At 59.7% G+C, this 22,645-nt stretch carries 19 protein-coding genes; 11 read left to right on the top strand and 8 right to left on the bottom strand.

The window, feature by feature from the left end; translation table 11 throughout:
* The first annotated feature begins 756 nt into the window (after nt 1–756).
* Nucleotides 757–2,187, top strand: a complete 1,431-nt coding sequence (locus tag MKS85_RS13290) for a sodium:alanine symporter family protein (RefSeq protein ID WP_188251807.1) — start codon at nt 757–759, stop codon at nt 2,185–2,187.
* Between the two features lie 200 nt (nt 2,188–2,387).
* On the top strand, nt 2,388–2,849 hold the full coding sequence (locus MKS85_RS13285; protein ID WP_024779396.1) for an Lrp/AsnC family transcriptional regulator: 462 nt from the start codon (nt 2,388–2,390) through the stop codon (nt 2,847–2,849).
* 101 nt (nt 2,850–2,950) lie between these two features.
* Here the strand turns inward: MKS85_RS13285 and MKS85_RS13280 are convergent, their stop codons facing one another.
* The 3 genes from MKS85_RS13280 to MKS85_RS13270 are packed head-to-tail and all read right to left on the bottom strand — an operon-like array spanning nt 2,951 to nt 3,939.
* Nucleotides 2,951–3,265: an XRE family transcriptional regulator gene (locus MKS85_RS13280; protein WP_139049021.1), complete on the bottom strand. Its 315-nt coding sequence runs from the start codon at nt 3,263–3,265 to the stop codon at nt 2,951–2,953.
* Nucleotides 3,258–3,623 (bottom strand): type II toxin-antitoxin system RelE/ParE family toxin, encoded by a 366-nt coding sequence (locus tag MKS85_RS13275; protein ID WP_139049020.1) that lies wholly within the window; start codon nt 3,621–3,623, stop codon nt 3,258–3,260. The genes MKS85_RS13280 and MKS85_RS13275 overlap by 8 nt, the downstream gene beginning before the upstream one ends.
* A gap of 28 nt (nt 3,624–3,651) precedes the next feature.
* The gene (locus MKS85_RS13270) at nt 3,652–3,939 is read right to left on the bottom strand and encodes a hypothetical protein (protein WP_188251808.1); all 288 of its coding nucleotides are present in this window, start codon (nt 3,937–3,939) and stop codon (nt 3,652–3,654) included.
* Between the two features lie 100 nt (nt 3,940–4,039).
* Here MKS85_RS13270 and MKS85_RS13265 point away from each other — a divergent pair, with 100 nt between their 5' ends.
* From MKS85_RS13265 to MKS85_RS13225, 9 genes are all read left to right on the top strand, one after another.
* A complete protein-coding gene (locus MKS85_RS13265) occupies nt 4,040–5,722 on the top strand; it encodes an FAD-dependent oxidoreductase (RefSeq protein WP_310662951.1) in 1,683 nt (560 codons plus the stop codon).
* 12 nt (nt 5,723–5,734) lie between these two features.
* On the top strand, nt 5,735–6,529 hold the full coding sequence (locus tag MKS85_RS13260) for a carbon-nitrogen hydrolase family protein (RefSeq protein WP_047228102.1): 795 nt from the start codon (nt 5,735–5,737) through the stop codon (nt 6,527–6,529).
* Between the two features lie 55 nt (nt 6,530–6,584).
* Complete coding sequence (gene pqqF / locus MKS85_RS13255; RefSeq protein WP_188251810.1) at nt 6,585–9,023, top strand: pyrroloquinoline quinone biosynthesis protein PqqF; 2,439 nt, start codon at nt 6,585–6,587, stop codon at nt 9,021–9,023.
* A gap of 171 nt (nt 9,024–9,194) precedes the next feature.
* Complete coding sequence (pqqA, locus tag MKS85_RS13250) at nt 9,195–9,269, top strand: pyrroloquinoline quinone precursor peptide PqqA (protein WP_003177660.1); 75 nt, start codon at nt 9,195–9,197, stop codon at nt 9,267–9,269.
* A gap of 81 nt (nt 9,270–9,350) precedes the next feature.
* Nucleotides 9,351–10,262, top strand: a complete 912-nt coding sequence (gene pqqB / locus MKS85_RS13245; protein WP_047228104.1) for a pyrroloquinoline quinone biosynthesis protein PqqB — start codon at nt 9,351–9,353, stop codon at nt 10,260–10,262.
* 211 nt (nt 10,263–10,473) lie between these two features.
* Nucleotides 10,474–11,226 carry a pyrroloquinoline-quinone synthase PqqC gene (gene pqqC, locus MKS85_RS13240; protein ID WP_047228105.1) on the top strand — a complete coding sequence of 251 codons (753 nt, stop codon included), beginning with the start codon at nt 10,474–10,476 and terminating at the stop codon, nt 11,224–11,226.
* Complete coding sequence (gene pqqD / locus MKS85_RS13235; RefSeq protein ID WP_047228106.1) at nt 11,223–11,498, top strand: pyrroloquinoline quinone biosynthesis peptide chaperone PqqD; 276 nt, start codon at nt 11,223–11,225, stop codon at nt 11,496–11,498. The genes pqqC and pqqD overlap by 4 nt, the downstream gene beginning before the upstream one ends.
* Complete coding sequence (gene pqqE, locus MKS85_RS13230; RefSeq protein WP_188251811.1) at nt 11,470–12,639, top strand: pyrroloquinoline quinone biosynthesis protein PqqE; 1,170 nt, start codon at nt 11,470–11,472, stop codon at nt 12,637–12,639. Before pqqD ends, pqqE begins: the two co-directional genes overlap by 29 nt.
* Nucleotides 12,605–14,434 carry a S9 family peptidase gene (locus tag MKS85_RS13225; RefSeq protein ID WP_188251812.1) on the top strand — a complete coding sequence of 610 codons (1,830 nt, stop codon included), beginning with the start codon at nt 12,605–12,607 and terminating at the stop codon, nt 14,432–14,434. The genes pqqE and MKS85_RS13225 overlap by 35 nt, the downstream gene beginning before the upstream one ends.
* A 133-nt stretch (nt 14,435–14,567) precedes the next feature.
* Here MKS85_RS13225 and MKS85_RS13220 read toward each other — a convergent pair whose 3' ends face one another.
* From MKS85_RS13220 to MKS85_RS13200, 5 genes are all read right to left on the bottom strand, one after another.
* Nucleotides 14,568–14,726: a YqaE/Pmp3 family membrane protein gene (locus MKS85_RS13220; protein ID WP_038436734.1), complete on the bottom strand. Its 159-nt coding sequence runs from the start codon at nt 14,724–14,726 to the stop codon at nt 14,568–14,570.
* A 332-nt stretch (nt 14,727–15,058) separates the two neighbouring features.
* Nucleotides 15,059–16,837, bottom strand: coding sequence for an acyl-CoA dehydrogenase C-terminal domain-containing protein (locus MKS85_RS13215; protein WP_076383422.1), 1,779 nt, complete (start codon nt 16,835–16,837; stop codon nt 15,059–15,061).
* A 219-nt stretch (nt 16,838–17,056) separates the two neighbouring features.
* Nucleotides 17,057–18,853: an acyl-CoA dehydrogenase C-terminal domain-containing protein gene (locus tag MKS85_RS13210; protein WP_188251813.1), complete on the bottom strand. Its 1,797-nt coding sequence runs from the start codon at nt 18,851–18,853 to the stop codon at nt 17,057–17,059.
* Between the two features lie 91 nt (nt 18,854–18,944).
* Entirely contained in the window at nt 18,945–20,234 is a 1,290-nt protein-coding gene (locus MKS85_RS13205; protein ID WP_047228110.1) for a GGDEF domain-containing protein, read from the bottom strand.
* Nucleotides 20,235–20,567: 333 nt separating this feature from the next.
* On the bottom strand, nt 20,568–22,373 hold the full coding sequence (locus MKS85_RS13200) for a phenylacyl-CoA dehydrogenase (protein WP_047228111.1): 1,806 nt from the start codon (nt 22,371–22,373) through the stop codon (nt 20,568–20,570).
* Nucleotides 22,374–22,645: the final 272 nt, after the last annotated feature.

Genomic DNA, 22,645 nt, shown 5'->3' with positions numbered 1-22,645 from the left:
CGTGGTTCTGGAGCTGCGAGAGAATTAGCCCGGGGGCACTACAGAAAATCGTGGGAGAAGATTTCACTGCGGGGCGAATTGCGAAACTCAAAGTCCGCAAAATCAGTACAACCACGGTCCAGTACTCAGCTTGAGCAACCTTCTCAAAATTACGCTCAAAACCAGTAACTACGGGCCCTCCAGCTATGCCAACCTACGTTCACCTACGAACGGTTTCTCTAGGCATAGCAGCTCGCCCAGCAACTCATAATCCTTTCGTCCACGGTTCGAGTCCGTGTGGGCCCACCATACAAAAAGCCGCGCATTGCGCGGCTTTTGCGTTTTTGAGTGGCGAGACTGTGTGATCTGGCCCAAGGTCTTCATAAACCGCGCAACAAGAGCGTCATCCATGCGGTATGTACCCGCCCAGCTATAGTGAATTTCGCCTATACCGGACATTCAGTGAATCAAACTGGTAGTCCCCGCTGAACAGGCGTCGGACAGCTCCTGAGACGGATTAAACACAACTCTCAGGGCGCCGAAACTACCGCTCTGTAGTACAGTTGCGCCCGCCAGGGCCCGGCCACTGCCAGCGATAAAGGCCGGTTTAGCCCTCGAACGACTCGACGGTGCCATATAGCGAGTTTTCAGATCGGGAACGATCGGCGGCACCGAAACGTCCGAAGACGCGAAATCGGATGTAAAACCAGGCATAAACTGATCGCGGGACGCTCAAGAGAGCGATTCCGCCGATAATAAGAAATATAGGAGAAACAGATGGAATTCCTGCAAACGCTGTTTGGGTATGTCGACAGCCTCACGTGGGGGTGGTCGCTCATACCCATTCTCGTGGTCTTCGGAGTGTTCATCACGATCATGTCGGGTTTCGTCCAGTTCGAATTCTTCGGCCGGATGTTCCGCGTGCTGTCAGGGAAGAACCAGAACAGTGACCCCAACAACCTCAGCGCGCGACAAGCGCTACTCGTATCCGTGGGCGGCCGCGTGGGCGGCGGAAACATTGCCGGTGTAGCCGTCGCGATCACGCTCGGTGGGCCCGGCGCGGTTTTCTGGATGTGGTGCATCGCGCTCGTCGGCATGGCGACAAGTCTCGTCGAATGTACGCTTGCCCAGATCTACAAGCGCACCGACGGTGAACACTCCTTCCGTGGCGGCCCAGCCGACTATATCCGGCACGGCCTCGGGTCGAACTACAACTGGCTGGCGATAGTTTATGCAGTCTGCCTGCTGTCGGCGTTCGGCCTTGGCTTCAACGCCTTTCAAGGCAACACGGTTGCCGGCGCGATGCAGGATTCGTTCGGGATCAGCCGCCTTGTGACCGGGGCACTCCTGGTGCTTGTCACCGGTTTTGTGATCTTTGGTGGAATCAAGCGCATCGCCAAGGCGGCCGATGTCGTGGTGCCCGTCATGGCGCTGGGTTACCTGGCGCTTGCCCTGATCGTCATCGTGATGAACATCGGTGAAATTCCGGCGCTCTTCGTACGCATCGTCTCCAGTGCCTTCGGCTATGAAGAAGCCATCGCCGGCGGCATGGGGGCTGCGATTGCACAAGGCTTGCGCCGCGGTCTGTTCTCAAACGAGGCTGGACTTGGTTCAGCACCGAACGTTGCAGCGACAGCGTTGGTACATCACCCGGTCAGCCAGGGCATTACCCAATCGTTTTCGGTTTTCATCGACACGATCGTGATTTGCTCGTGCACGGCTTTCATCATCCTGTTGGGTGATGTCTATGTTGCCGGTGCTACAGGTATCGACGGTGTCGTGCTGACACAACAGTCACTGGCCAGCCATTTTGGTGAGTGGTCGCGCTACGCGTTGAGCCTGGCGATCCTGCTCTTCGCCTTCTCGTCCATCATCTATAACGTCTATCTGGGTGAGAACGCACTGGCGGCCATCACCAAATCCAAACCGGCCCTGCTGGTGCTGCGCGTGTTTATCCTGGGCTTGATTTTCCTCGGCGCCGCGGCCCCGAACGCCACCTCGGTGTTCTTCTTCTCAGATCCGATGATGGGCATTCTGGCACTGGTGAACCTCATTGCGATTTTGATGCTGTTCCCTACTGCGATACGGGTGATCAACGACTTCCGCGCGCAGTTGAAAGCCGGTGTGGCAAGGCCGGTCTTCGATCCGGCAAATTTCCCCGACCTCGATCTCGACCGCAAGGCATGGGATACCAATCGCTGGAAATGATCCCGGCCCGGTCATCGCCTAAATCGGGCTGCGGCCGCATCTGAAACGGGCTGATGCCAGCATCGTCAAATCTGCGGATACTGCCGCCATGACCAACCTCATGGTGGCAGGCATTCCCGAGCGCATCCCAAATGGAGTAGGTGGCAAAGGCATGCGAGCCTGTAACATGCCAGCCACCGATATCCACGCCGGAGCCCATCTTGTCTGACACCCGCCCTCCCGTCCTCGACGAAATCGACCGCCAGCTGATTGCCGCCCTGCAAATCAATGCCCGGGAAAGCGTCGCCATGCTCGCCCGACAATTGGGCATCGCCCGCACCACCGTGACTTCGCGGCTGGCGCGGCTGGAAAAAACCAAGGTCATCACCGGGTACGGCGTGCGTCTGGGGCAGCGGGTGATAGACGGCGGGTTACAGGCTTACGTCGGCATCAAGGTTCAACCGCGCTCCGGCAAGGACGTGCTGCGGCGCTTGAGTGCGATGGCCCAGGTCCAGCAACTGTGTGCGGTCAGCGGCGAATTCGACTATGTGGCCTGGCTGCGCACGGATTCACCGGAGCAGCTGGATCAGTTACTGGATCAGATTGGCAGTGTGGATGGGGTGGAGAAAACCACCACTTCGATCATCCTCAGCAGCAAGATCGATCGGGGGCAGCCGGTCTAGAGGGTGCGACTTAACGTGCTCGCGATGGCGTCGGACCAGCTACCTTTCCATGACCGACATGCCGCTTTCGCGAGCCGGTTTGCTCCCACAGAAAATGCGGATTACCGTGTTTGATGGGAGAAATTTTCGATTCTGACCTGCCCCTCAGGGAACGTTGCAATAATTTCCAACTCTCCACCCATAGCACGAATGTAGTTACGCAATGTACTGATGTACATGTCGGTGCGACGCTCCATCTTCGACACCGCTGCCTGATTGATATGCAGCGTCCTGGCCAGAGCGTCCTGGCTCAACTCCTGCGCCTGACGCAACTCGTGAAGCGGCATTTCTGCCCTCAGTTTCTGATACAGAGCCTGCGTACGAGCCTGGGCGTCAGGCGAACGACGCGCTACTAAATCTGCAAACTTCTTAGCCATTGTCACAACCCTCATTCTTCAAGACTTCCAAATGCTCGTCATAAAGACGCTCAGCCAACGGTACGTGCTCCTGATACCAACGATCCTGACCGGTTTTGTCCCCGCCGATCAGCAGGATGGCGCAGCGACGTGGATCAAATGCATACAGCACACGATAAGGTCTGCCTGCATGTTGCACCCGTAACTCCCGAAGGTTGCCGTGGCGCGAACCTTTGATATCGCTGGTGTGAGGAAAGCCCAAATATGGCCCGGCATCACCAAGCAACATCACCGATACCTGCACATCATCCTGCTCAGATTCACTGAGACGGTCCCACCACATCTCAAATTCGTCGGTGTACTCAACATCCCATCTCATTCCAATATGCCACCCAAGTTATATAACCTCAAGGGAATAACCTTAGCTGTCTGACCAGCTCGATCCTGCAGGCAATTGTTAAATGGGGTTTCTGTGGGCGTTCGATCAGGATCGACAGCGTGAACGGTGTGAAAAAGACCATCACTTCGAAATTTGTACATGTGAGAGCGGGCTTGTTCGCGAAGGCGTCAGCACAGCCAGCCTCCCAGTAACCGCCCACCCCCTTCACCAGAAGGCCCATGTCCACAAGACTCATCTCGTCAATATGACCAATCAATGCATAAAAATGACTGATAACAATCCAGAACGACGACACATTGCGTCTTATTAACGTGTTTCACCCTCTCTAGAATGGCTGGCATCTTTCCTATACTCAGACGCGAAAGCCGCGTCGAGTCACCCAATCAAGGTCAGCCATGAACAAGAACAATCGCCACCCAGCAGACGGCAAGAAGCCCATCACCATTTTCGGGCCGGACTTTCCTTTCGCTTTTGACGACTGGATCGAGCATCCCGCCGGCCTGGGCAGTATTCCCGCCCAAAACCACGGGGCAGAAGTCGCGATTGTCGGTGCCGGGATCGCCGGTCTGGTGGCGGCCTACGAGTTGATGAAGCTGGGCCTCAAGCCGGTGGTCTACGAAGCGTCGAAGATGGGTGGGCGCCTGCGCTCACAAGCGTTCAACGGCGCCGAGGGTGTCATAGCCGAGCTGGGGGGCATGCGTTTTCCGGTGTCGTCCACGGCGTTCTATCACTACGTCGACAAACTGGGCCTGGAGACCAAACCGTTTCCCAACCCTTTGACCCCGGCCTCGGGCAGCACGGTCATCGATCTGGAAGGCCAGACCTACTACGCACAAAAGTTGGCCGACCTGCCGGCATTGTTCCAGGAAGTGGCCGACGCCTGGGCCGATGCGCTGGAGGACGGTTCGCGCTTCGGCGATATCCAGCAGGCGATTCGCGACCGCGACGTGCCACGCCTCAAGGCACTGTGGAACACCCTGGTCCCCCTGTGGGACGACCGCACTTTCTACGACTTCGTCGCCACGTCCAAGGCGTTTGCCAAACTCTCGTTCCAGCACCGTGAAGTGTTCGGCCAGGTGGGTTTCGGCACCGGCGGCTGGGACTCGGACTTTCCCAATTCGATGCTGGAAATCTTCCGCGTGGTGATGACCAATTGCGACGATCATCAGCACCTGGTGGTCGGCGGCGTCGAGCAGGTGCCCCATGGCATCTGGAAACATGTGCCGGAGCGCTGCGCGCACTGGCCAGAAGGTACCAGCCTCAACTCGTTGCACCTGGGCGCCCCGCGCAGCGGTGTGAAGCGCATCGCACGCGCCGACGATGGCCGGTTCAGCGTGACCGACGTGTGGGACAACACCCGCGAATATGCCGCGGTGCTGGTCACCTGCCAAAGCTGGCTGCTGACCACTCAGATCGAATGCGAAGAGGCGCTGTTCTCGCAAAAAATGTGGATGGCCCTGGATCGCACCCGCTACATGCAATCGTCGAAGACTTTCGTGATGGTCGACCGGCCGTTCTGGAAGGACAAGGATCCGGAAACCGGCCGCGACCTGATGAGCATGACCCTCACTGACCGCCTCACCCGTGGCACCTATCTGTTCGACAATGGCGATGACAAGCCGGGGGTCATTTGCCTGTCGTACTCGTGGATGAGCGATGCGCTGAAAATGCTCCCCCATCCGGTGGAAAAACGCGTGAAGCTAGCGCTCGACGCCTTGAAGAAGATTTACCCCAAGGTGGACATCGCCGCACGGATCATCGGCGATCCGATCACCGTCTCCTGGGAAGCCGACCCGCATTTCCTCGGCGCATTCAAAGGTGCTCTGCCCGGCCACTATCGCTATAACCAGCGCATGTACGCCCATTTCATGCAGGACGACATGCCGGCCGAACAGCGAGGGATCTTTATCGCCGGCGATGACGTCTCATGGACACCGGCCTGGGTTGAGGGCGCGGTACAAACCTCACTCAATGCCGTGTGGGGAATCATGAAGCACTTCGGCGGTGAAACTCACCCCGAGAACCCGGGGCCAGGTGATGTGTTCGACGAAATCGGTCCGATCGCCCTGCCCGAATAAAAGGAGTTTTTGATGCGTGTAGCCCTTTACCAATGTTCACCGCTGCCGCTGGACCCGGCCGCCAACCTGCAACGCCTGCATCAGGTTGCGCTGGAGGCCAGGGGCGCCGATGTGTTGGTGTTGCCGGAAATGTTCCTGACCGGCTACAACATTGGCGTCGACGCGGTGAATGTATTGGCCGAGGTCTACAACGGCGAATGGGCGCAGCAGATCGCTCGCATCGCCAAGGCGGCCAGTCTGGCGATCGCCTATGGCTACCCGGAACGCAGCGAAGATGGGCAGATTTACAACGCGGTGCAACTGATCGACGCCCACGGCGAACGCCTGGCAAATTATCGAAAGAGTCACCTGTTTGGCGATCTGGACCACGCGATGTTCAGCGCTGGCGATAGCGAGCTGCCCATCGTCGAGCTTAACGGCTGGAAGCTCGGCTTTCTGATCTGCTATGACCTGGAGTTTCCGGAAAACGCCCGGCGCCTGGCCCTGGCCGGCGCCGAACTGATCCTGGTGCCCACCGCCAACATGCAGCCCTACGAGTTCATCGCCGATGTCACCGTGCGCGCCCGGGCCATCGAGAACCAGTGTTTTGTGGCTTACGCCAACTATTGCGGTCATGAAGGTGAATTGCAGTACTGCGGGCAAAGCAGCATCGCCGCCCCGGATGGCAGCCGCCCTGCCCTGGCCGGGCTGGACGAGGCCTTGATCGTCGGGGACCTGGATCGGCAACTGATGGAGGATTGCCGTGCGGCCTACAACTACCTGCATGACCGCCGCCCTGAGCTTTACGACGACTTGAACAAACACTGATTGAGAACGCTCCCTAATCCGCTAGCATGAGCGCTTCTCTGTTCTGGAAACGCTCATGTCGGCCGTCGATTCCTTCTGCCCCCACACTGAAACCCTGGCCAACGGCTTGCGAGTGACATTGCGCCATGTCCCCGGCCTCAAGCGCAGCGCTGCGGTGCTGCGGGTGGCGGTCGGCAGCCATGATGCGCCGCTCGCCTGGCCGGGACTGGCGCACTTGCTCGAACATCTTTTCTTCCTCGGCACTGAGCGGTTTCCCACAGAGCAGAACCTGATGACCTACGTGCAACGGCATGGCGGCCAGGTCAATGCCCGCACCAGCGATCGCACCACCGATTTCTTCTTCGAATTATCACCGGCTGCCTTTGCCGGCGGTCTGGAGCGACTCGGGGACATGCTCTCCCATCCGCGCCTGGATGAAACCGTCCAATTGCGCGAGCGAGAAGTGCTGCACGCGGAATTCATCGCCTGGTCTCAGGACCCCACGGCCCAGCGACAAGTGGCCCTGCACGAAGGACTGTCCGCAGCTCATCCACTGCGAGGTTTCCATGCGGGTAATCGCGACAGCCTCGCGGTGCAGCGGGCCGAGTTCCAAATGGCACTGCAAGACTTTTATCGAAGGTTCTACCAGAGCGGCCAAATGACGCTGAGTCTGGCGGGCCCGCAAAGCATCGAAGCCTTGAAGGCACTGGCCGAGCAGTTCAGCGGCGATGTGCCTGCGGGTGATGCGGTCACCCGGCAGCCAGCGCCGGAGCTGATGGCATCGCACCAGGCCGGTTATCAACAGGTCAGCCCAGGACGTCTCGATCTGCTGTACGCCTTCGAAGGTTTACCGGTCGCCTCGCCGCAAGCCATGGATTTTCTCTGCACATGGCTGAACAACAGCAAACCGGGCGGCCTGCTCGCCACCTTGCGTCAACGCGGTCTGGCTGACAGCCTCAAGGCATCGGCGCTGTACGAGTTTGCCGAGCAGGCGCTGTTGCACATCGAGTTCAAACTCGACAACGATCACGCACTGAACGACATTCAGCCATTGCTGCACGATTGGTTGGGATTTTTCGCCGCCCAAGACGACTGGGCGCCCTTGCGCGATGAGTTCAGCGCCCGCCTGCAACGTCGGCAGGAGACCGCGACGGCGTTGCAACTGGCCCGTTGGGACAATGAGGAACGTGATGTTCAACTGTCGGAAAACGATCTGTCGCGGCTCAGGGAAATTCTCAAGCAATTGCACCCGGCGGAGCACGTCACCGGGCAATGGCAACTGCCCGCGCCCAACCCGTTCCTGCAAACGGCAAGCGAACCACCCCGTACCGGCTTGATACGCGGCCAGACCAGCGCCCATCGCGGTCTGCGCACCTTCGCCCAGGACCGCTCCCGGGGCCGGCGGGAACGTTCCCCCATGCAGTTCAGCCAAGGGCTGGCGGACAACACCCCACAAGGCGCGGTGTATCTGCGCTGGCGCCTGGCGACGCTGCCCCCGCTCGACCTCTCGGCCAGGCTTGATCGGCATCTGCAGGATCTGCGTGAAGACGCGCAGCAGGCCGGCGTGGAAGTCACCTTTGAGCCCTGCGCCGACCAATGGCTGCTGAAGCTGGTTGGCCTGCAGGCACCGATGCCCTTGGTGCTAGAGCACATTCTGACGAAGCTGGGACAACCACTGCCGCCGGCGTCAGCGAAGAGCGAACCTGCGCTGATACCGATTCGACACCTGTTGAAGGAGCTGCCGATTCATTGCCAGCAAAACCCCTCATCGTCAGCCTTGGCGCTGCCCGATCGCGACAACAGCGTGTGGACGACGGCGCATTGGGACGCACTGGCCATCGGTCTCTCGGCCGCCACCCAGGGAGCAATGGGCCCGGTGCTGGCCCGGGTGCCCGGCATTGCCGGCCAGCAAGCCCAACCGGCCTCCCCTTGCGGGCAGCCGATCTGGCACACCCTTCAGACCCACGGCGACGAACAGGCCGTGTTGTTGTTTTGTCCCACGCCTACCCGAGCCCTGCGCGACGAAGCCGCATGGCGGTTGCTGGCACAGCTGTGTCAAACAGCGTTTTACCAGCGCCTGCGGGTCGAGTTGCAGTTGGGTTACGCAGTGTTCAGCGGTGTGAAGCAGATCGATGGGCAGACCGGTGTGTTGTTCGGTGTCCAATCACCCAGCGCCTCGGCGGCCCAGTTGATCGCCCATATCGACCAGTTCCTGAGCGGCCTGCCGGACCTGCTCCGGCAGCTCGACGATTCGACGCTGGCCAGTCAGCAGCAGGCCCTCGCCGCCCAATTCCAGAGCGCCGTCCTGCCCTGCGCCCAAGCGGCCGAACTGCTCTGGCAGGGCAAACTCGCTGGCCACCCGTCGGATTATCTTGAGCAATTGTCCGATGCCATCATGCGTGTGGATCGAGAACAGCTGATGGACGCCGTGCGGCATCTGACTAGCGCCGAAAGTGCACGCTACTGCCTGACCAATGGAGCCTGCCCTGGAGAGCCCTGGCACGCGGTGCCGTGATCATTACAGTCTGTGCAATGAGCTTTCTTGGAGAATTGCGGCCAACGAATATGTCAGATTTAGTAACATAGCCGCCTAAGCATCTGAACATCTCCCTTCGGAGGTGGACTATATGTATAGGTCTCAACCGACCCATCCTGATTACAGCATCCCACCTAAAGGAGTATTTCCATGTCTTGGTCCAAACCCGCATATATCGACCTGCGTATCGGTTTCGAAGTCACCATGTACTTCGCCAGCCGTTGATTGCTGCAGGCGGTTGAACGCGCAGCACAACGCCTCGGTCAGCCGGGGCGTTTTTTATTTCGGTTTGCAGATGGAGCGGCCATGTTTGTCCAGATTCTAGGTTCCGCCGCCGGCGGCGGTTTCCCCCAGTGGAATTGCAACTGCGCCAATTGCGCAGGTTTTCGCAACGGCAGCCTGCGAGCCCAGGCACGCACTCAGTCGTCCATCGCGATTTCCGATGATGGCGTGAACTGGGTGCTGTGCAATGCCTCCCCGGACATTCGCGCCCAGCTCCAAGGGTTCGCCCCGATGCAACCGGGTCGGGCACTGCGGGACACCGGTATCGGCGCCATCATTCTGATGGACAGCCAGATCGACCACACCACCGGCCTGCTCAGCCTGCGCGAAGGCTGCCCGCATCAAGTCTGGTGCACCGACATGGTCCATGAAGACCTGAGCACGGGTTTTCCGCTGTTCAACATGCTGACCCACTGGAACGGCGGGCTGAGCTGGAACCGCATCGAACTCGACCAGCCGTTCACCATCCCGGCCTGCCCGAACCTGCGCTTCACTCCCCTGCCGCTGCGCAGCGCCGCGCCGCCCTATTCACCGCACCGCTTCGATCCGCACCCAGGCGACAACATCGGCCTGATCGTCGAAGACCTGCGCACCGGCGGCAAGCTGTTTTACGCCCCTGGCCTGGGCAAAGTCGACGAGCCTTTGCTGGAGATCATGGCCGGCAGCGATTGCCTGTTGGTGGACGGCACGATGTGGGACGACGATGAAATGCAGCGTCGTGGCGTCGGCACCCGCACCGGTCGCGAGATGGGCCATCTGGCACAGAACGGGCCTGGCGGGATGATCGAAGTGCTGGAGCAACTGCCCGAGCCGCGCAAGGTCCTTATTCATATCAACAATACCAACCCGATCCTCGACGAAGACTCGCCCGAGCGGGCCGAGCTTGTACGTCGAAAGATTGAGGTGGCTTACGACGGAATGAGTATTGAGTTGTAGGACGGGCGCGACGATTGTGGGCGTGGGTGTGCGCTGTTTCAGCCAATCGCTGCTGGCTGATGAGACGCCATCGCGAGCAGGCTCGCCCCCACAGTAGTTTGAGTCGTACCGGATATTTCATGCGTTACAGATCAAGTGTGGCAGCGAGCCTGCTCGCGATGAGACCAACCCTGACGCCACAGAATCCACGGGAATTGCCCGGAGAACCGCAATGACTGATACCCCCCTGTCCCCCGCCGAGTTCGAAGCGGCCCTGCGTGCCAAGGGTGCGTATTACCACATTCATCACCCGTATCACGTGGCGATGTATGAGGGCCGCGCCACTCGCGAGCAGATCCAGGGCTGGGTCGCGAACCGTTTTTACTATCAGGTGAACATCCCGCTCAAGGATGCCGCGATCCTGGCCAACTGCCCGGACCGGGAAATCCGCCGCGAGTGGATCCAGCGCCTGCTCGACCATGACGGCGCGCCCGGCGAAGACGGCGGCATCGAAGCCTGGTTGCGGCTGGGTCAGGCGGTTGGCCTGGATCCCGATCAACTGCGCTCCCAGGAACTGGTGCTGCCGGGCGTGCGCTTCGCGGTGGATGCCTACGTCAACTTCGCCCGCCGCGCCTCTTGGCAGGAAGCCGCCAGCAGCTCCCTGACCGAAATGTTCGCACCGCAGATCCATCAGTCGCGCCTGGACAGCTGGCCGCAGCATTACCCCTGGATCGACCCCGCCGGCTACGAATATTTCCGCACCCGCCTGGGCCAGGCCCGGCGAGACGTGGAGCACGGCCTGGCGATTACCTTGCAGCATTACACCACCCGCGAAGGCCAGGAGCGCATGCTGGAGATTCTCCAGTTCAAACTGGACATCCTCTGGAGCATGCTCGATGCCATGAGCATGGCCTACGAATTGAACCGCCCGCCCTATCACAGCGTGACCGGGCAACGGGTGTGGCACAAAGGAATTACCTTATGAGTTTCGATCGCAGCAAGACCCCACGCTGGCGCCCCGGCTATCGTTTCCAGTACGAGCCGGCACAGAAGGGCCACGTGCTGCTCTATCCTGAAGGCATGATCAAGCTCAACGACAGCGCTTCGCTGATTGGCGGCCTGATCGACGGTGAACGGGATGTGGCCGCCATCATTGGCGAGTTGGCCAAACAGTTCCCCGACGTGCCGGAACTCGGTGACGACATCGAGCAATTCATGGAGGTCGCCCGTGCAGAGCATTGGATCGAACTTGTCTGACGCCACAAGCCTGCCGCCCAAGCCTGAAGTCGGCCTGCCGCTGTGGCTGCTGGCCGAGCTGACCTACCGTTGCCCGTTGCAATGCCCGTACTGCTCCAATCCGCTGGACTTCGCCGAGCAGGGCAAGGAGCTGAGTACCGAGCAGTGGTTCAAGGTGTTTCGCGAGGCGCGTGAGATGGGCGCCGCGCAATTGGGCTTTTCTGGCGGCGAGCCGCTGGTGCGCCAGGACCTGGCCGAACTGATCGCCGAGGCGCGCAGGCTGGGTTTCTACACCAACCTGATCACCTCTGGCATCGGCTTGACCGAGCAGAAAATCAGCGATTTCAAAAAGGCCGGCCTCGACCACATCCAGATCAGTTTCCAGGCCAGCGACGAACAGGTGAACAACCTGCTGGCCGGTTCAAAGAAAGCCTTCGCGCAAAAACTGGAAATGGCCCGGGCGGTCAAGGCCCACGGCTATCCGATGGTGCTGAACTTCGTCACCCATCGGCACAACATCGACAAGATCGACCGCATTATCGAGCTGTGCATCGCCCTTGAAGCCGACTTCGTCGAACTTGCCACCTGCCAGTTCTACGGTTGGGCACAGCTCAACCGCGTCGGCCTGCTGCCCACCCAGGAACAACTGATACGCGCCGAACGTGTCACCAACGAGTACCGCGCCAGACTTGAGGCCCAAGGGCATCCGTGCAAGTTGATCTTCGTCACCCCGGACTATTATGAAGAACGCCCCAAGGCCTGCATGAACGGCTGGGGCAGCATTTTCCTGACCGTCACGCCGGACGGCACTGCATTGCCCTGCCACGGCGCCCGGCAGATGCCCGTGCAATTTCCCAACGTGCGCGACCACAGCATGCAGCACATCTGGTACGACTCGTTCGGTTTCAACCGCTTCCGCGGCTATGACTGGATGCCCGAACCGTGCCGCTCGTGTGATGAAAAAGAAAAGGACTTCGGCGGCTGTCGCTGCCAGGCATTCATGCTCACGGGCGATGCGAGCAATGCCGACCCGGTGTGCAGCAAATCCGAGCATCACGGGATGATTCTTCAGGCTCGGGAAGACGCCGAGCATGCCACTCAGACGATTGAACAACTGGCCTTTCGCAATGAACGAAACTCACGCCTCATCGCCAAAGGCTGATTCTTTCAGCGCAGCCCAGGCCGTTGCGGCAGGCATCGACTTCGCTGAGCTGCAAGTCGGGCCCCTTGGACTGTTCTGGAATCAATACCGTCCCGAAGACGGTGCCTGCCGGATCTGGCATTGGCAGGATGCCAAGGCCCGATGCCTGACCCCGGATGGATTCAGTGTCCGCAGTCGGGTGTATGAATATGGCGGCGGATCGTTCTGCCTGAGCGACGACGGTGTGCTGTTCGTCAATGAGGCCGACCAGCAGGTGTATCACCAGTCGCTGGCCGGCGAACAGCCCGTGGCGCTGACCTCAGGTGATTGTCGATATGGCGATCTTCACTTCGCTTGCGGCCAGGTGCTGGCGGTGGAGGAGCAGGCCAATCAGCATCGCCTGGTCTCGATCGGCCTGGCAGATCATCAGCGACATCTGCTGGCCGAAGGTGCGGACTTCTACGCCGCGCCGACCTTGAGTCCAGATGGTCGAAGACTGGCCTGGATTGAGTGGAGCCGCCCCCATCAACCGTGGACGTCAACGAGACTGATGCTGGCCGAGCGCAACGCTGGCACCTGGGACGAGCCGCGTTGCGTCGCGGGCAGCGGTCACGAGGAGTCTATTCAGCAACCGCGTTTTGATGATTGCGGTCGCCTTTATTGCCTGAGCGATCGTGGCGGTTATTGGCAGCCCTGGATTGAATCCGCCGACGACCTGGAGCCACTGCCCGCCGCCGAAGCCGATCACGCCCCAGCACCCTGGCAACTGGGCGGCTGTACCTGGCTGCCGCTGGGCGAAAGCGCTTACCTGGCGAGCTGGACCGAGGCGGGTTTCGGGCGACTGGGCCTCTGCCGCAGTGACGGCGTATCCGAGGATTTCACCGGCTCCTATTCGCGGTTTCGCAGCCTGGCACTCGATGAGCGGTTCATTTATGCCATCGCCGCTTCGCCAATCAGCCCGTCGGCGGTGATAGCCATTGAGCGGCAAAACCATGCAGTGGTGGTGCTCGCCGGTGGCGTTGCGCCGTTGCCCATCGAACACATCAGTCGCCCCCGGACCCTGCGCTATCCCTCGGCTTCCAGCCAAGCCCATGGGTTCTTTTACCCGGCCATGAACGCCGAAGAGAAGCCGCCATTGGTTGTGTTCATCCATGGCGGACCGACCTCGGCGTGTTATCCCATCTTTGATCCGCGCATCCAGTACTGGACCCAGCGCGGCTTTGCCGTAGCCGATCTCAATTACCGCGGCAGCAGCGGTTATGGCCGGGCCTATCGACAGGCGCTGTATTTGAATTGGGGGGTGGTGGACGTCGAGGATGCCTGCGCGGTGGTCACGTACCTTGAGGAACAAGGCTTGATCAATGGCCGTTGCGCGTTCATTCGTGGCGGCAGTGCTGGCGGCTACACGACTCTTTGCGCCCTGGCGTTCCATGACGTGTTCCGCGCCGGCGCCAGTCTCTATGGTGTCAGCGACCCCGTCGCCCTGGCCCACGCCACGCACAAATTCGAAGGCGATTATCTGGATTGGTTGATCGGCGACCCGCAACAGGACGCCGAACGCTACCGGGACCGCACGCCACTGCTGCACGCTGATCAGATCCGCACCCCGGTGATATTTTTCCAGGGTGAACTGGATGCCGTGGTCGTGCCGCAGCAGACACGCGATATGGTCGAGGCATTGCAGAACAACGGCATCGCGGTAGAAGCGCATTACTACGCCGATGAGCGCCATGGCTTTCGCAAGGCGATCAACCAGGCTCATGCGCTGGAACATGAATGGTTGTTCTATCGCAGGGTGATGGATGGCCCCCTATAGGGCAAATGCAAAACCAAATGTGGGAGCGAGCCTGCTCGCGACAACGGTGGATCAGTCCATGGAGATTTTGACTGGATCTACCGCTATCGCGAGCAGGCTCGCTCCCACAGGGGATATGTGCAAACCAAAAAATTCAGCGCTTGGCGATGATGTACACCGCATGCACGATACCCGGGATGTAACCCAACAGAGTCAGCAGGATGTTGAGCCAGAATGCCCCGCCGAAGCCCACTTGCAGAAACACACCCAATGGCGGCAGCAGAATGGCGATGATGATTCGAATGATATCCATGGATGACTCCTGATTGGCGATGGCCACATTGCCATATAGCTCATGGACACCCGACCGCTCGTCAGGGTTCAGTGAGAAGCCATCCAGAAGGGATAAAGCGCGGGAAGATAAAAACGCGGACAAAAGAAAACCCCGCCGAAGCGGGGCTTTGCAGACTGTTTCCCTGACATCCATTTCGCTCCGCCATCCTGGCAGAATCCTACGTGTCCGTGTTTTTGCTTTGCGCATCCTGCGCGACGTCCATGCGAAGTAGATTAGCTCTGGATCCAATCAGCCGATAGAGGGAAAACGCCAGCACGGCGTGTAAGCATTTGCTTACACGCCGTCAGATTTCAAAACTGCCCGGCGTCCAGCAGGAACAGTGACTCGCTACCCGCCTTCACCGAGGCACTCAGGGAGTGGATGCGCGGCAGCAAACGGGCGAAGTAGAACCGCGCCGTGCCCAGTTTGCTCGCATAGAAATCATCCTGCGCTTCTTTGCCCAAGGCCGCCTTGGCCATCAGTGCCCACATATAGGCGTAGGCGGTATAGCCGAACGCCTGGAGGTATTCCACCGAAGCCGCGCCGATTTCGTTCGGGTTGCTTTTCGCCCGGTCCAGCAGCCATTCGGTCAGTTCATCCAGCGTACCGACAGCGTCGTTCAACGGCTTGGTGAACTCGGCCAGATCACTGCTCGCGGTAGCGGTGAAGTGGCGGATTTCGTCAGCGAACAGCTTGTAGAACACCCCGCCACTGCCGACGATCTTGCGCCCTACCAGGTCCAGCGCCTGGATACCGTTGGTGCCTTCGTAGATCTGGGTGATGCGCACGTCACGCACCAGTTGCTCCTGACCCCATTCGCGAATGTAGCCGTGGCCGCCGAAAATCTGCTGGCCATGGACAGTGGTTTCCAGTCCCAGATCCGTCAGGAACGCCTTCGCTACCGGGGTCAGCAAGGCCACCAGATCTTCGGCACGCTTGCGGGTGGCCGGGTCTTCGCTGAACTTGGCGGTGTCCAGTTGCATCGCCACGTAGGTGGAAAATGCCCGGCCACCTTCGTTCGAGGCTTTCATGGTCAGCAACATCCGACGCACGTCCGGGTGGACGATGATCGGGTCAGCGACTTTGTCTTTGTTCTGCGCACCGGTTGGCGAACGACTTTGCAGGCGGTCACGGGCATATTCGATGGCGTTCTGGTAGGAGCGCTCACCGGTGGCCAGGCCCTGGATACCCACACCCAAACGCTCGTAGTTCATCATGGTGAACATCGCCGCCAGGCCTTTGTTCGGCTCGCCGACCAGATAACCCACGGCGTCGTCGAAGTTCATCACACAGGTGGCGGACGCCTGGATGCCCATCTTGTGTTCGATCGACCCGCAATTGGCCGCGTTACGCGCCCCCAGGCTGCCGTCGGCGTTAACCATGAACTTGGGCACCAGGAACAGCGAGATGCCTTTAGGGCCTGCCGGTGCGTCCGGCAACTTTGCCAGCACCAGGTGGATGATGTTTTCGGTGAGGTCGTGTTCGCCGCCAGTAATGAAGATCTTGGTGCCGCTGACCTTGTAGGAACCATCGGCCTGAGGTTCGGCCTTGGTGCGAATGATGCCCAGGTCCGTACCGGCATGCGGCTCGGTCAGGCACATGGAACCGGCCCAGACGCCGGCGTACATGTTCGGCAGGTAGGCTGCTTTCAGCTCTTCACTGGCGTGGGCATTGATCGACAGGCAAGCCCCGGCGGTCAGCATGGGGTACAGGCCGAAGGACAGGCTGGCGGAGTTGACCATTTCTTCGACCTGAGCCGAAACAGCCTTGGGCATGCCCATGCCGCCGTAGGTCGGATCACCACCGACACCGACCCAGCCGCCTTCAGCGTAAGTCTTGTAGGCCTGTGGGAAACCGGCTGGCGTGGTGACGGCACCATCAGCCCAGTGGCAACCTTCTTCGTCAGCTGCACGGCTGAGGGGGGCAACGCTTTTGCTGGTGACTTTGCCGGCTTCCTCAAGGATCGCCTCGACGGTTTCAGCGTCTACGGTCTCGGCCAGCGCCGGCAGTTGAGCCCAGAGCTTCGCGACCTCGAACACTTCATTGAGGACGAAGCGCATATCGCGCAGGGGCGCTTTGTAGTCAGCCATGGCAAACCTCGCAAGATCTAAACAATTGGTTCGTAAGAAAACGGTTTTTGCAGTGGCCTGAGTGTACCCCAACAACTTTTGCGACACATAGGGTCAGCCAGTGACTGTTTTGTTATTTTTAGTCACCACAGAAAAGATCGCAGGCTTCGCCAGTTCCTACAGGGAATATGCGCACGTCTGTAGGCGCTGGCGAAGCCTGCGATCTTTGTCCTCCTCACATCAGAGGGCAAACAACTCCGCCGGCAGCTTCATCAAGCAATCGCTCCCCGCCTCCACCGCGGCCCGATGGGCAGCGGTCCTTGGCAGCAGGCGCTTGAAGTAAAACTCACAGGTCGCCAGTTTGCCCCGGCAGAAATCCGCATCACCTTCGCCTGCATCCAGTTGCGCCTGGGCCACCAACGCCATGCGCAGCCACAGATAGGCCAGGATGATGTAACCGCTGTACATCAGATAGTCCACCGAAGCGGCGCCGACTTCATCGGGGTTCTTCATGGCCGCCATGCCAACCCGGGTGGTCATTTCGCCCCATTGCTGGTTGAGCCCGTTGAGTTGCGCGACGTAATCCTTGAGCTGCGCATGTTCAGCGTTGGCGGCGCAGAACTTATGGACGATTTTGGTGAACCCTCGCAGCAACTTGCCCTGGCTGCCCAACACCTTGCGCCCCAATAGATCCAAGGCCTGGATGCCGTTGGTGCCTTCATAGATCGGCGCAATGCGGCAGTCGCGCACCAGCTGTTCCATGCCCCACTCACGAATGAAACCATGGCCGCCAAACACCTGCATGCCGTGGTTGGTCACTTCCAGGCCAGTATCGGTCATGAAAGCCTTGCAGATCGGGGTGAGGAACGCCAGCAGGTCTTCGGCCTCCTGGCGGGCGGTTTCGTCGCTGCTCAGGTGTGCGATATCCAGCAGTTGCGCGGTGAAGTAAGTCAGCGCCCGGTTGCCCTCGTTGAAGGCTTTCATGGTCAGCAACATCCGGCGCACATCGGGGTGGACGATGATCGGATCGGCGGCTTTTTCCGGCGCCTTGGGGCCGGTCAGCGAGCGCATCTGCAAACGGTCGTTGGCATATTTGATCGCGCCCTGGAAGCTCGCTTCCCCGAGGCACAGGCCCTGCATGCCGGTGCCCAGCCGGGCATGGTTCATCATGGTGAACATGCAGTTCAGACCCTTGTTCGGCTCGCCAATCAAGAATCCCTTGGCCCCGTCGAAATTAAGCACGCAGGTGGCGGACGCCTTGATGCCCATCTTGTGCTCGATCGAGCCGCAGGAGACGCCATTGCGCGGTCCCGCTTCGCCACTGGCGTCTGGCAGGAACTTGGGCACGATGAACAGCGAGATACCTTTGGTCCCGGCAGGCGCATCCGGCAGTTTGGCGAGCACCAAATGAATGATGTTGTCGCTCATGTCGTGTTCGCCGGCGGAAATGAAAATCTTGCTGCCGGTAATCGCGTAGCTGCCATCGGCCTGAGGCAAGGCTCGGGTCTTGATGATGCCCAGGTCCGTGCCGCAATGGGCTTCGGTGAGGCACATCGTGCCGGTCCATTGACCGGCCGTGAGCTTGGTGAGGTAGGCCTGTTTCTGCTCTTCGGTGCCGTGGGCATGAATGGCCGACATCGCACCATGGGTCAGGCCCGGGTACATGCCCCAGGAGGTGTTGCTAGAGCCGACCATTTCGCTGATGACCAGGCCCAGGGAACTGGGCAATCCTTGGCCGCCGTAAGTCGGGTCCGCCGCCAGGCCGTGCCAGCCGCCCTCCACGTACTGTGCGAACGCCTGCTTGAAGCCTGTAGGCGTGGTGACCACGCCGTTGTCGAAATGGCAGCCTTCTTCGTCACCGGAGCGATTGAGCGGCGCCAGCACATTCTCACAGAACCTGGCGCCTTCCTCGAGGATCGCGCTGACCATGTCCGGGCTGGCATCGCTGGCGCCCAGTTCGGCATAGCGGCCAGGGAAATCGAAGACGTGATCGATCAGAAAGCGCATGTCGCGCAGCGGGGCTTTGTACTCGGGCATGGTGGTCTTCTCCGGTAACAGGTCGTTCAAACCTACTGCCGGCCACCGAGGCTCACAATCACAGTCCAGACGCTGAATGCGCCATCATCACTCAACCCGCGGCCGCTTCCATGCGCACCGCACCGCGACGGTTCTGCCCATAGGCAATCACACAGTTACGCCCGGCTCCCTTGGCGTTGTAGAGAGCCTGGTCAGCGGATTTGAGCACTTCTTCGGGGGTGCGCTGTTCGATGCGCTCGGCCACACCGATGCTGACCGTCACCGATACACTGGATGCCCCGGCACCGGCACGACGCTGGCGACCTTGTTGATCATCCTGGGGACGACTGTCGGGATTGCGTAGCTGGATGCTGTAGTTCGCGATGGATTCGCGAATGACTTCCAGATGAGGCATGCACTCTTCGATGGTTTTTCCTGCGAATACCAGCGCAAATTCCTCTCCACCGTAGCGATAAGCCCTACCGCCACCGCTGATTTTCGACAGTTTGCTGGCGACCAGACGCAACACCTGGTCGCCCACGTCGTGGCCGTGGGTGTCATTGAATTTCTTGAAATGGTCCACGTCGCTCATCGCCAAGACATAATTGCGACCCAGGCGCTGCATGCGCTCATTCAGTGCCCGACGCCCCGGCAGGCCGGTCAGTTCGTCACGGAACGCCATCTGATAAGCCTCGTGGGCGACCGCCGCCGCGATCATCAGCATCACCTGGCTGCACATGATGTTCAGGGTGAATGGCAGGATGAAGGTCTTGGGCAACATCCAGAACACGCCGAGCAAACCCACCAATTGCGCGGCATGCAACGGTCGCGGATGGCGCCAGTATTGCCAGGCCAGCAACACAAAGGCGGCGATGAACACCGGGTAGGACAACTGGATCAGGCTCATCCAGGCACCGTGCAACGCTGGCCAGCGGATCTCCGAAAGCCACAACAGCAGTGCCTGGGGAAAACTTTGCTCCAGGGCCAGCGCCACGCTTCCAAAGATCAGCAGCACCGCGAACCGCGCCACCATGTCCTGGAACAAATGAGTCCGCTCCTGCCACGCGGCGAACAGGCCAAACAACAGCGGCAACAACAGGCAGACGAGGTGAAACACCACCGCTGCGTCATCGCGCACCTTGCCATTGTCGCGATAGAAGTCGGTCTGGGTGTCCAGCAGGAAATAGGCGATGTACACCGTGATCATCAGAAACAGCTCACGCTGACGTCGGTAAACGGCGCAGTACGCCCCTCCGAGCAACAACACCAATGTAGGAAGAACGTTGAACAGGGAGGTGAAAAAGACATTGAGATCCTTGACGTAGGCAGCCGCAAGCCCCGCCAGCAATAGCACCAATGACGGTAGGAAATGACTGAGACGTACAGCGGAAGAACGCGGCAAGGGTAAAGCTCCGACCCGGCTGATCAAAGATGGCATTGTGCCTGCTACTGGGGCATTAAGGCACGCAAGATGTGACAGATGTCACACTGCCATCCTTGTAACGGCAGGGGGGGATGTTTTCTTAGGGCTTTGTTGGATGAATGTTGTTCCACGATTGCCAACAACTCCTGTGGGAGCGAGCCTGCTCGCGATAGCGGTGGGTCAGCCCACAATGATGTTGGATATGCCGCCGTCATCGCGAGCAGGCTCGCTCCCACAGGGGTTGTGGTCAGGCGCAAAAAAGCCGCTGCTCCCGAAGGAAGCAGCGGCTTTTTTAGAAGAACCGCGTAAGGCTTAGTAACCCAGTGCGAAGTCTTCTTCTTTCATGTCCATCAGGTTGTTGGCGCCCGACAACATGGTTGCCACGTGAGTGCGGGTGCGTGGCAGGATGCGCTGGAAGTAGAAGCGCGCGGTCTGCAGCTTGGCGGTGTAGAAAGCTTCTTCGGTGGTGCCGGCGGCGAGTTTTTCCGCCGCCAGGCGCGCCATGTCAGCCCAGAAGTAGGCCAGACAGGCGTAACCGGAGTACATCAGGTAATCCACCGAGGCCGCGCCAACTTCTTCGCGGTCTTTCATGGCCGCCATACCGACCTTCATGGTCAGCTCGCCCCATTCCTTGTTCAGCGCAGCCAGAGGTTCTACGAACTCTTTGACCGCGTCGTTGCCTTCGTTGCTTTGGCAGAACTTGTGAACGATCTTGGTGAAGCCCTTGAGCGCTTCGCCCTGGGTCATCAGCACTTTGCGGCCCAGCAGGTCGAGGGCCTGGATGCCGGTGGTGCCTTCGTACAGCATCGAAATGCGGCTGTCGCGAACGTTCTGCTCCATGCCCCACTCGGCGATGAAACCGTGACCGCCATAAATCTGCACGCCGTGGTTGGCCGATTCGAAGCCGACTTCAGTCATGAACGCCTTGGCGATCGGCGTCATGAACGCCAGCAGCGCATCGGCTTTTTTCTTCTCTTCTTCATCGACGCCGTATTTGACGATGTCCACTTGCTTGGCGGTGAAGTAAACCATCGCCCGGTTACCTTCGGCGAAGGCCTTCATGGTCAGCAGCATGCGACGCACGTCGGGGTGCACGATGATCGGGTCGGCAGCCTTGTCCGGCGCTTTCGGGCCAGTCAGAGAACGCATTTGCAGACGGTCACGGGCGTACTTCAGGCCACCCTGGAAGCCGATTTCGGCGTGAGCCAGGCCTTGCAGCGCGGTGCCCAGGCGTGCGGTGTTCATGAAGGTGAACATGCAGTTCAAGCCTTTGTTCGCCGGGCCAATCAGGAAACCGGTGGCCGCGTCAAAGTTCATCACGCAAGTGGCGTTGCCGTGGATGCCCATCTTGTGTTCCAGCGAACCACAGCTCACCGCATTGCGCTGACCGATGGAGCCGTCGGCGTTAGGCAGGAACTTGGGAACGATGAACAGCGAAATACCTTTGGTACCGGCCGGAGCGTCCGGCAGGCGTGCCAGAACGATATGGACGATGTTGTCGGCCATGTCGTGTTCGCCGGCCGAAATGAAGATCTTGGTGCCGCTGACCTTGTACGAACCGTCGGCCTGAGGCTCGGCCTTGGTGCGCAGCATGCCCAGGTCAGTGCCGCAGTGCGGCTCGGTCAGGCACATGGTCCCGGTCCATTCGCCGGAAACCAGCTTGGTCAGGTAGGCCTCTTGCTGCTCGGGCGTACCGTGCTCGGAAATCGTGTTCATCGCGCCATGGGACAGGCCTGGGTACATGCCCCACGACCAGTTGGCTTCGCCGACCATCTCGCTGACCGCCAGGCCCAGGGACTCCGGCAGGCCTTGACCACCATGCTCAACGTCGTGGGCCAGGCTTGGCCAGCCGCCTTCGACGAATTGCTTGTAGGCTTCCTTGAAGCCGCTCGGGGTCTTCACACCGGATTCGCTCCAGGTGCAGCCCTCGATGTCGCCCACACGGTTCAGCGGCGCCAGCACCTGCTCACAAAACTTGGCGCCTTCTTCAAGAATGGCGTCAACCATGTCTGGCGTTGCGTCCTGGCAAGCCGGAAGGCTCTGATAGTGCGCTTCATAGCCAAGCAGTTCGTCACGAACGAAGCGAATATCACGCAAGGGGGCCTTGTAGTCAGGCATAGCGATAAACCTCTGCTGATGTAACCGGGAATGAACGACCGCATGGATTTGTTGTGACGGTCAAACAGTTGTTTGAAACATACGTTTACGCCTAAATCTTGTCAAGCGTCGATCTTTTGCCGTTCGTCATCGTCCCGGAAAAAATCCCAGGCACAGCAATTCACCGCAGCGAAACACTCACAGCGTCCGTAGGAAAAGATTAGTTGAGCCAGAAGGAGTTAGAGACGAAAACGCCGCGAATAATCGCGGCGTTTTGACAAACCTGAAGTAGA

The sequence above is a fragment of the Pseudomonas sp. JL2 genome (genome assembly GCF_031570495.1).
GTDB lineage: Bacteria > Pseudomonadota > Gammaproteobacteria > Pseudomonadales > Pseudomonadaceae > Aquipseudomonas > Aquipseudomonas rhizophila.
Note: the sequence above shows the minus strand (reverse complement) of the source record. Positions and strands in the feature narration are given on the sequence as shown.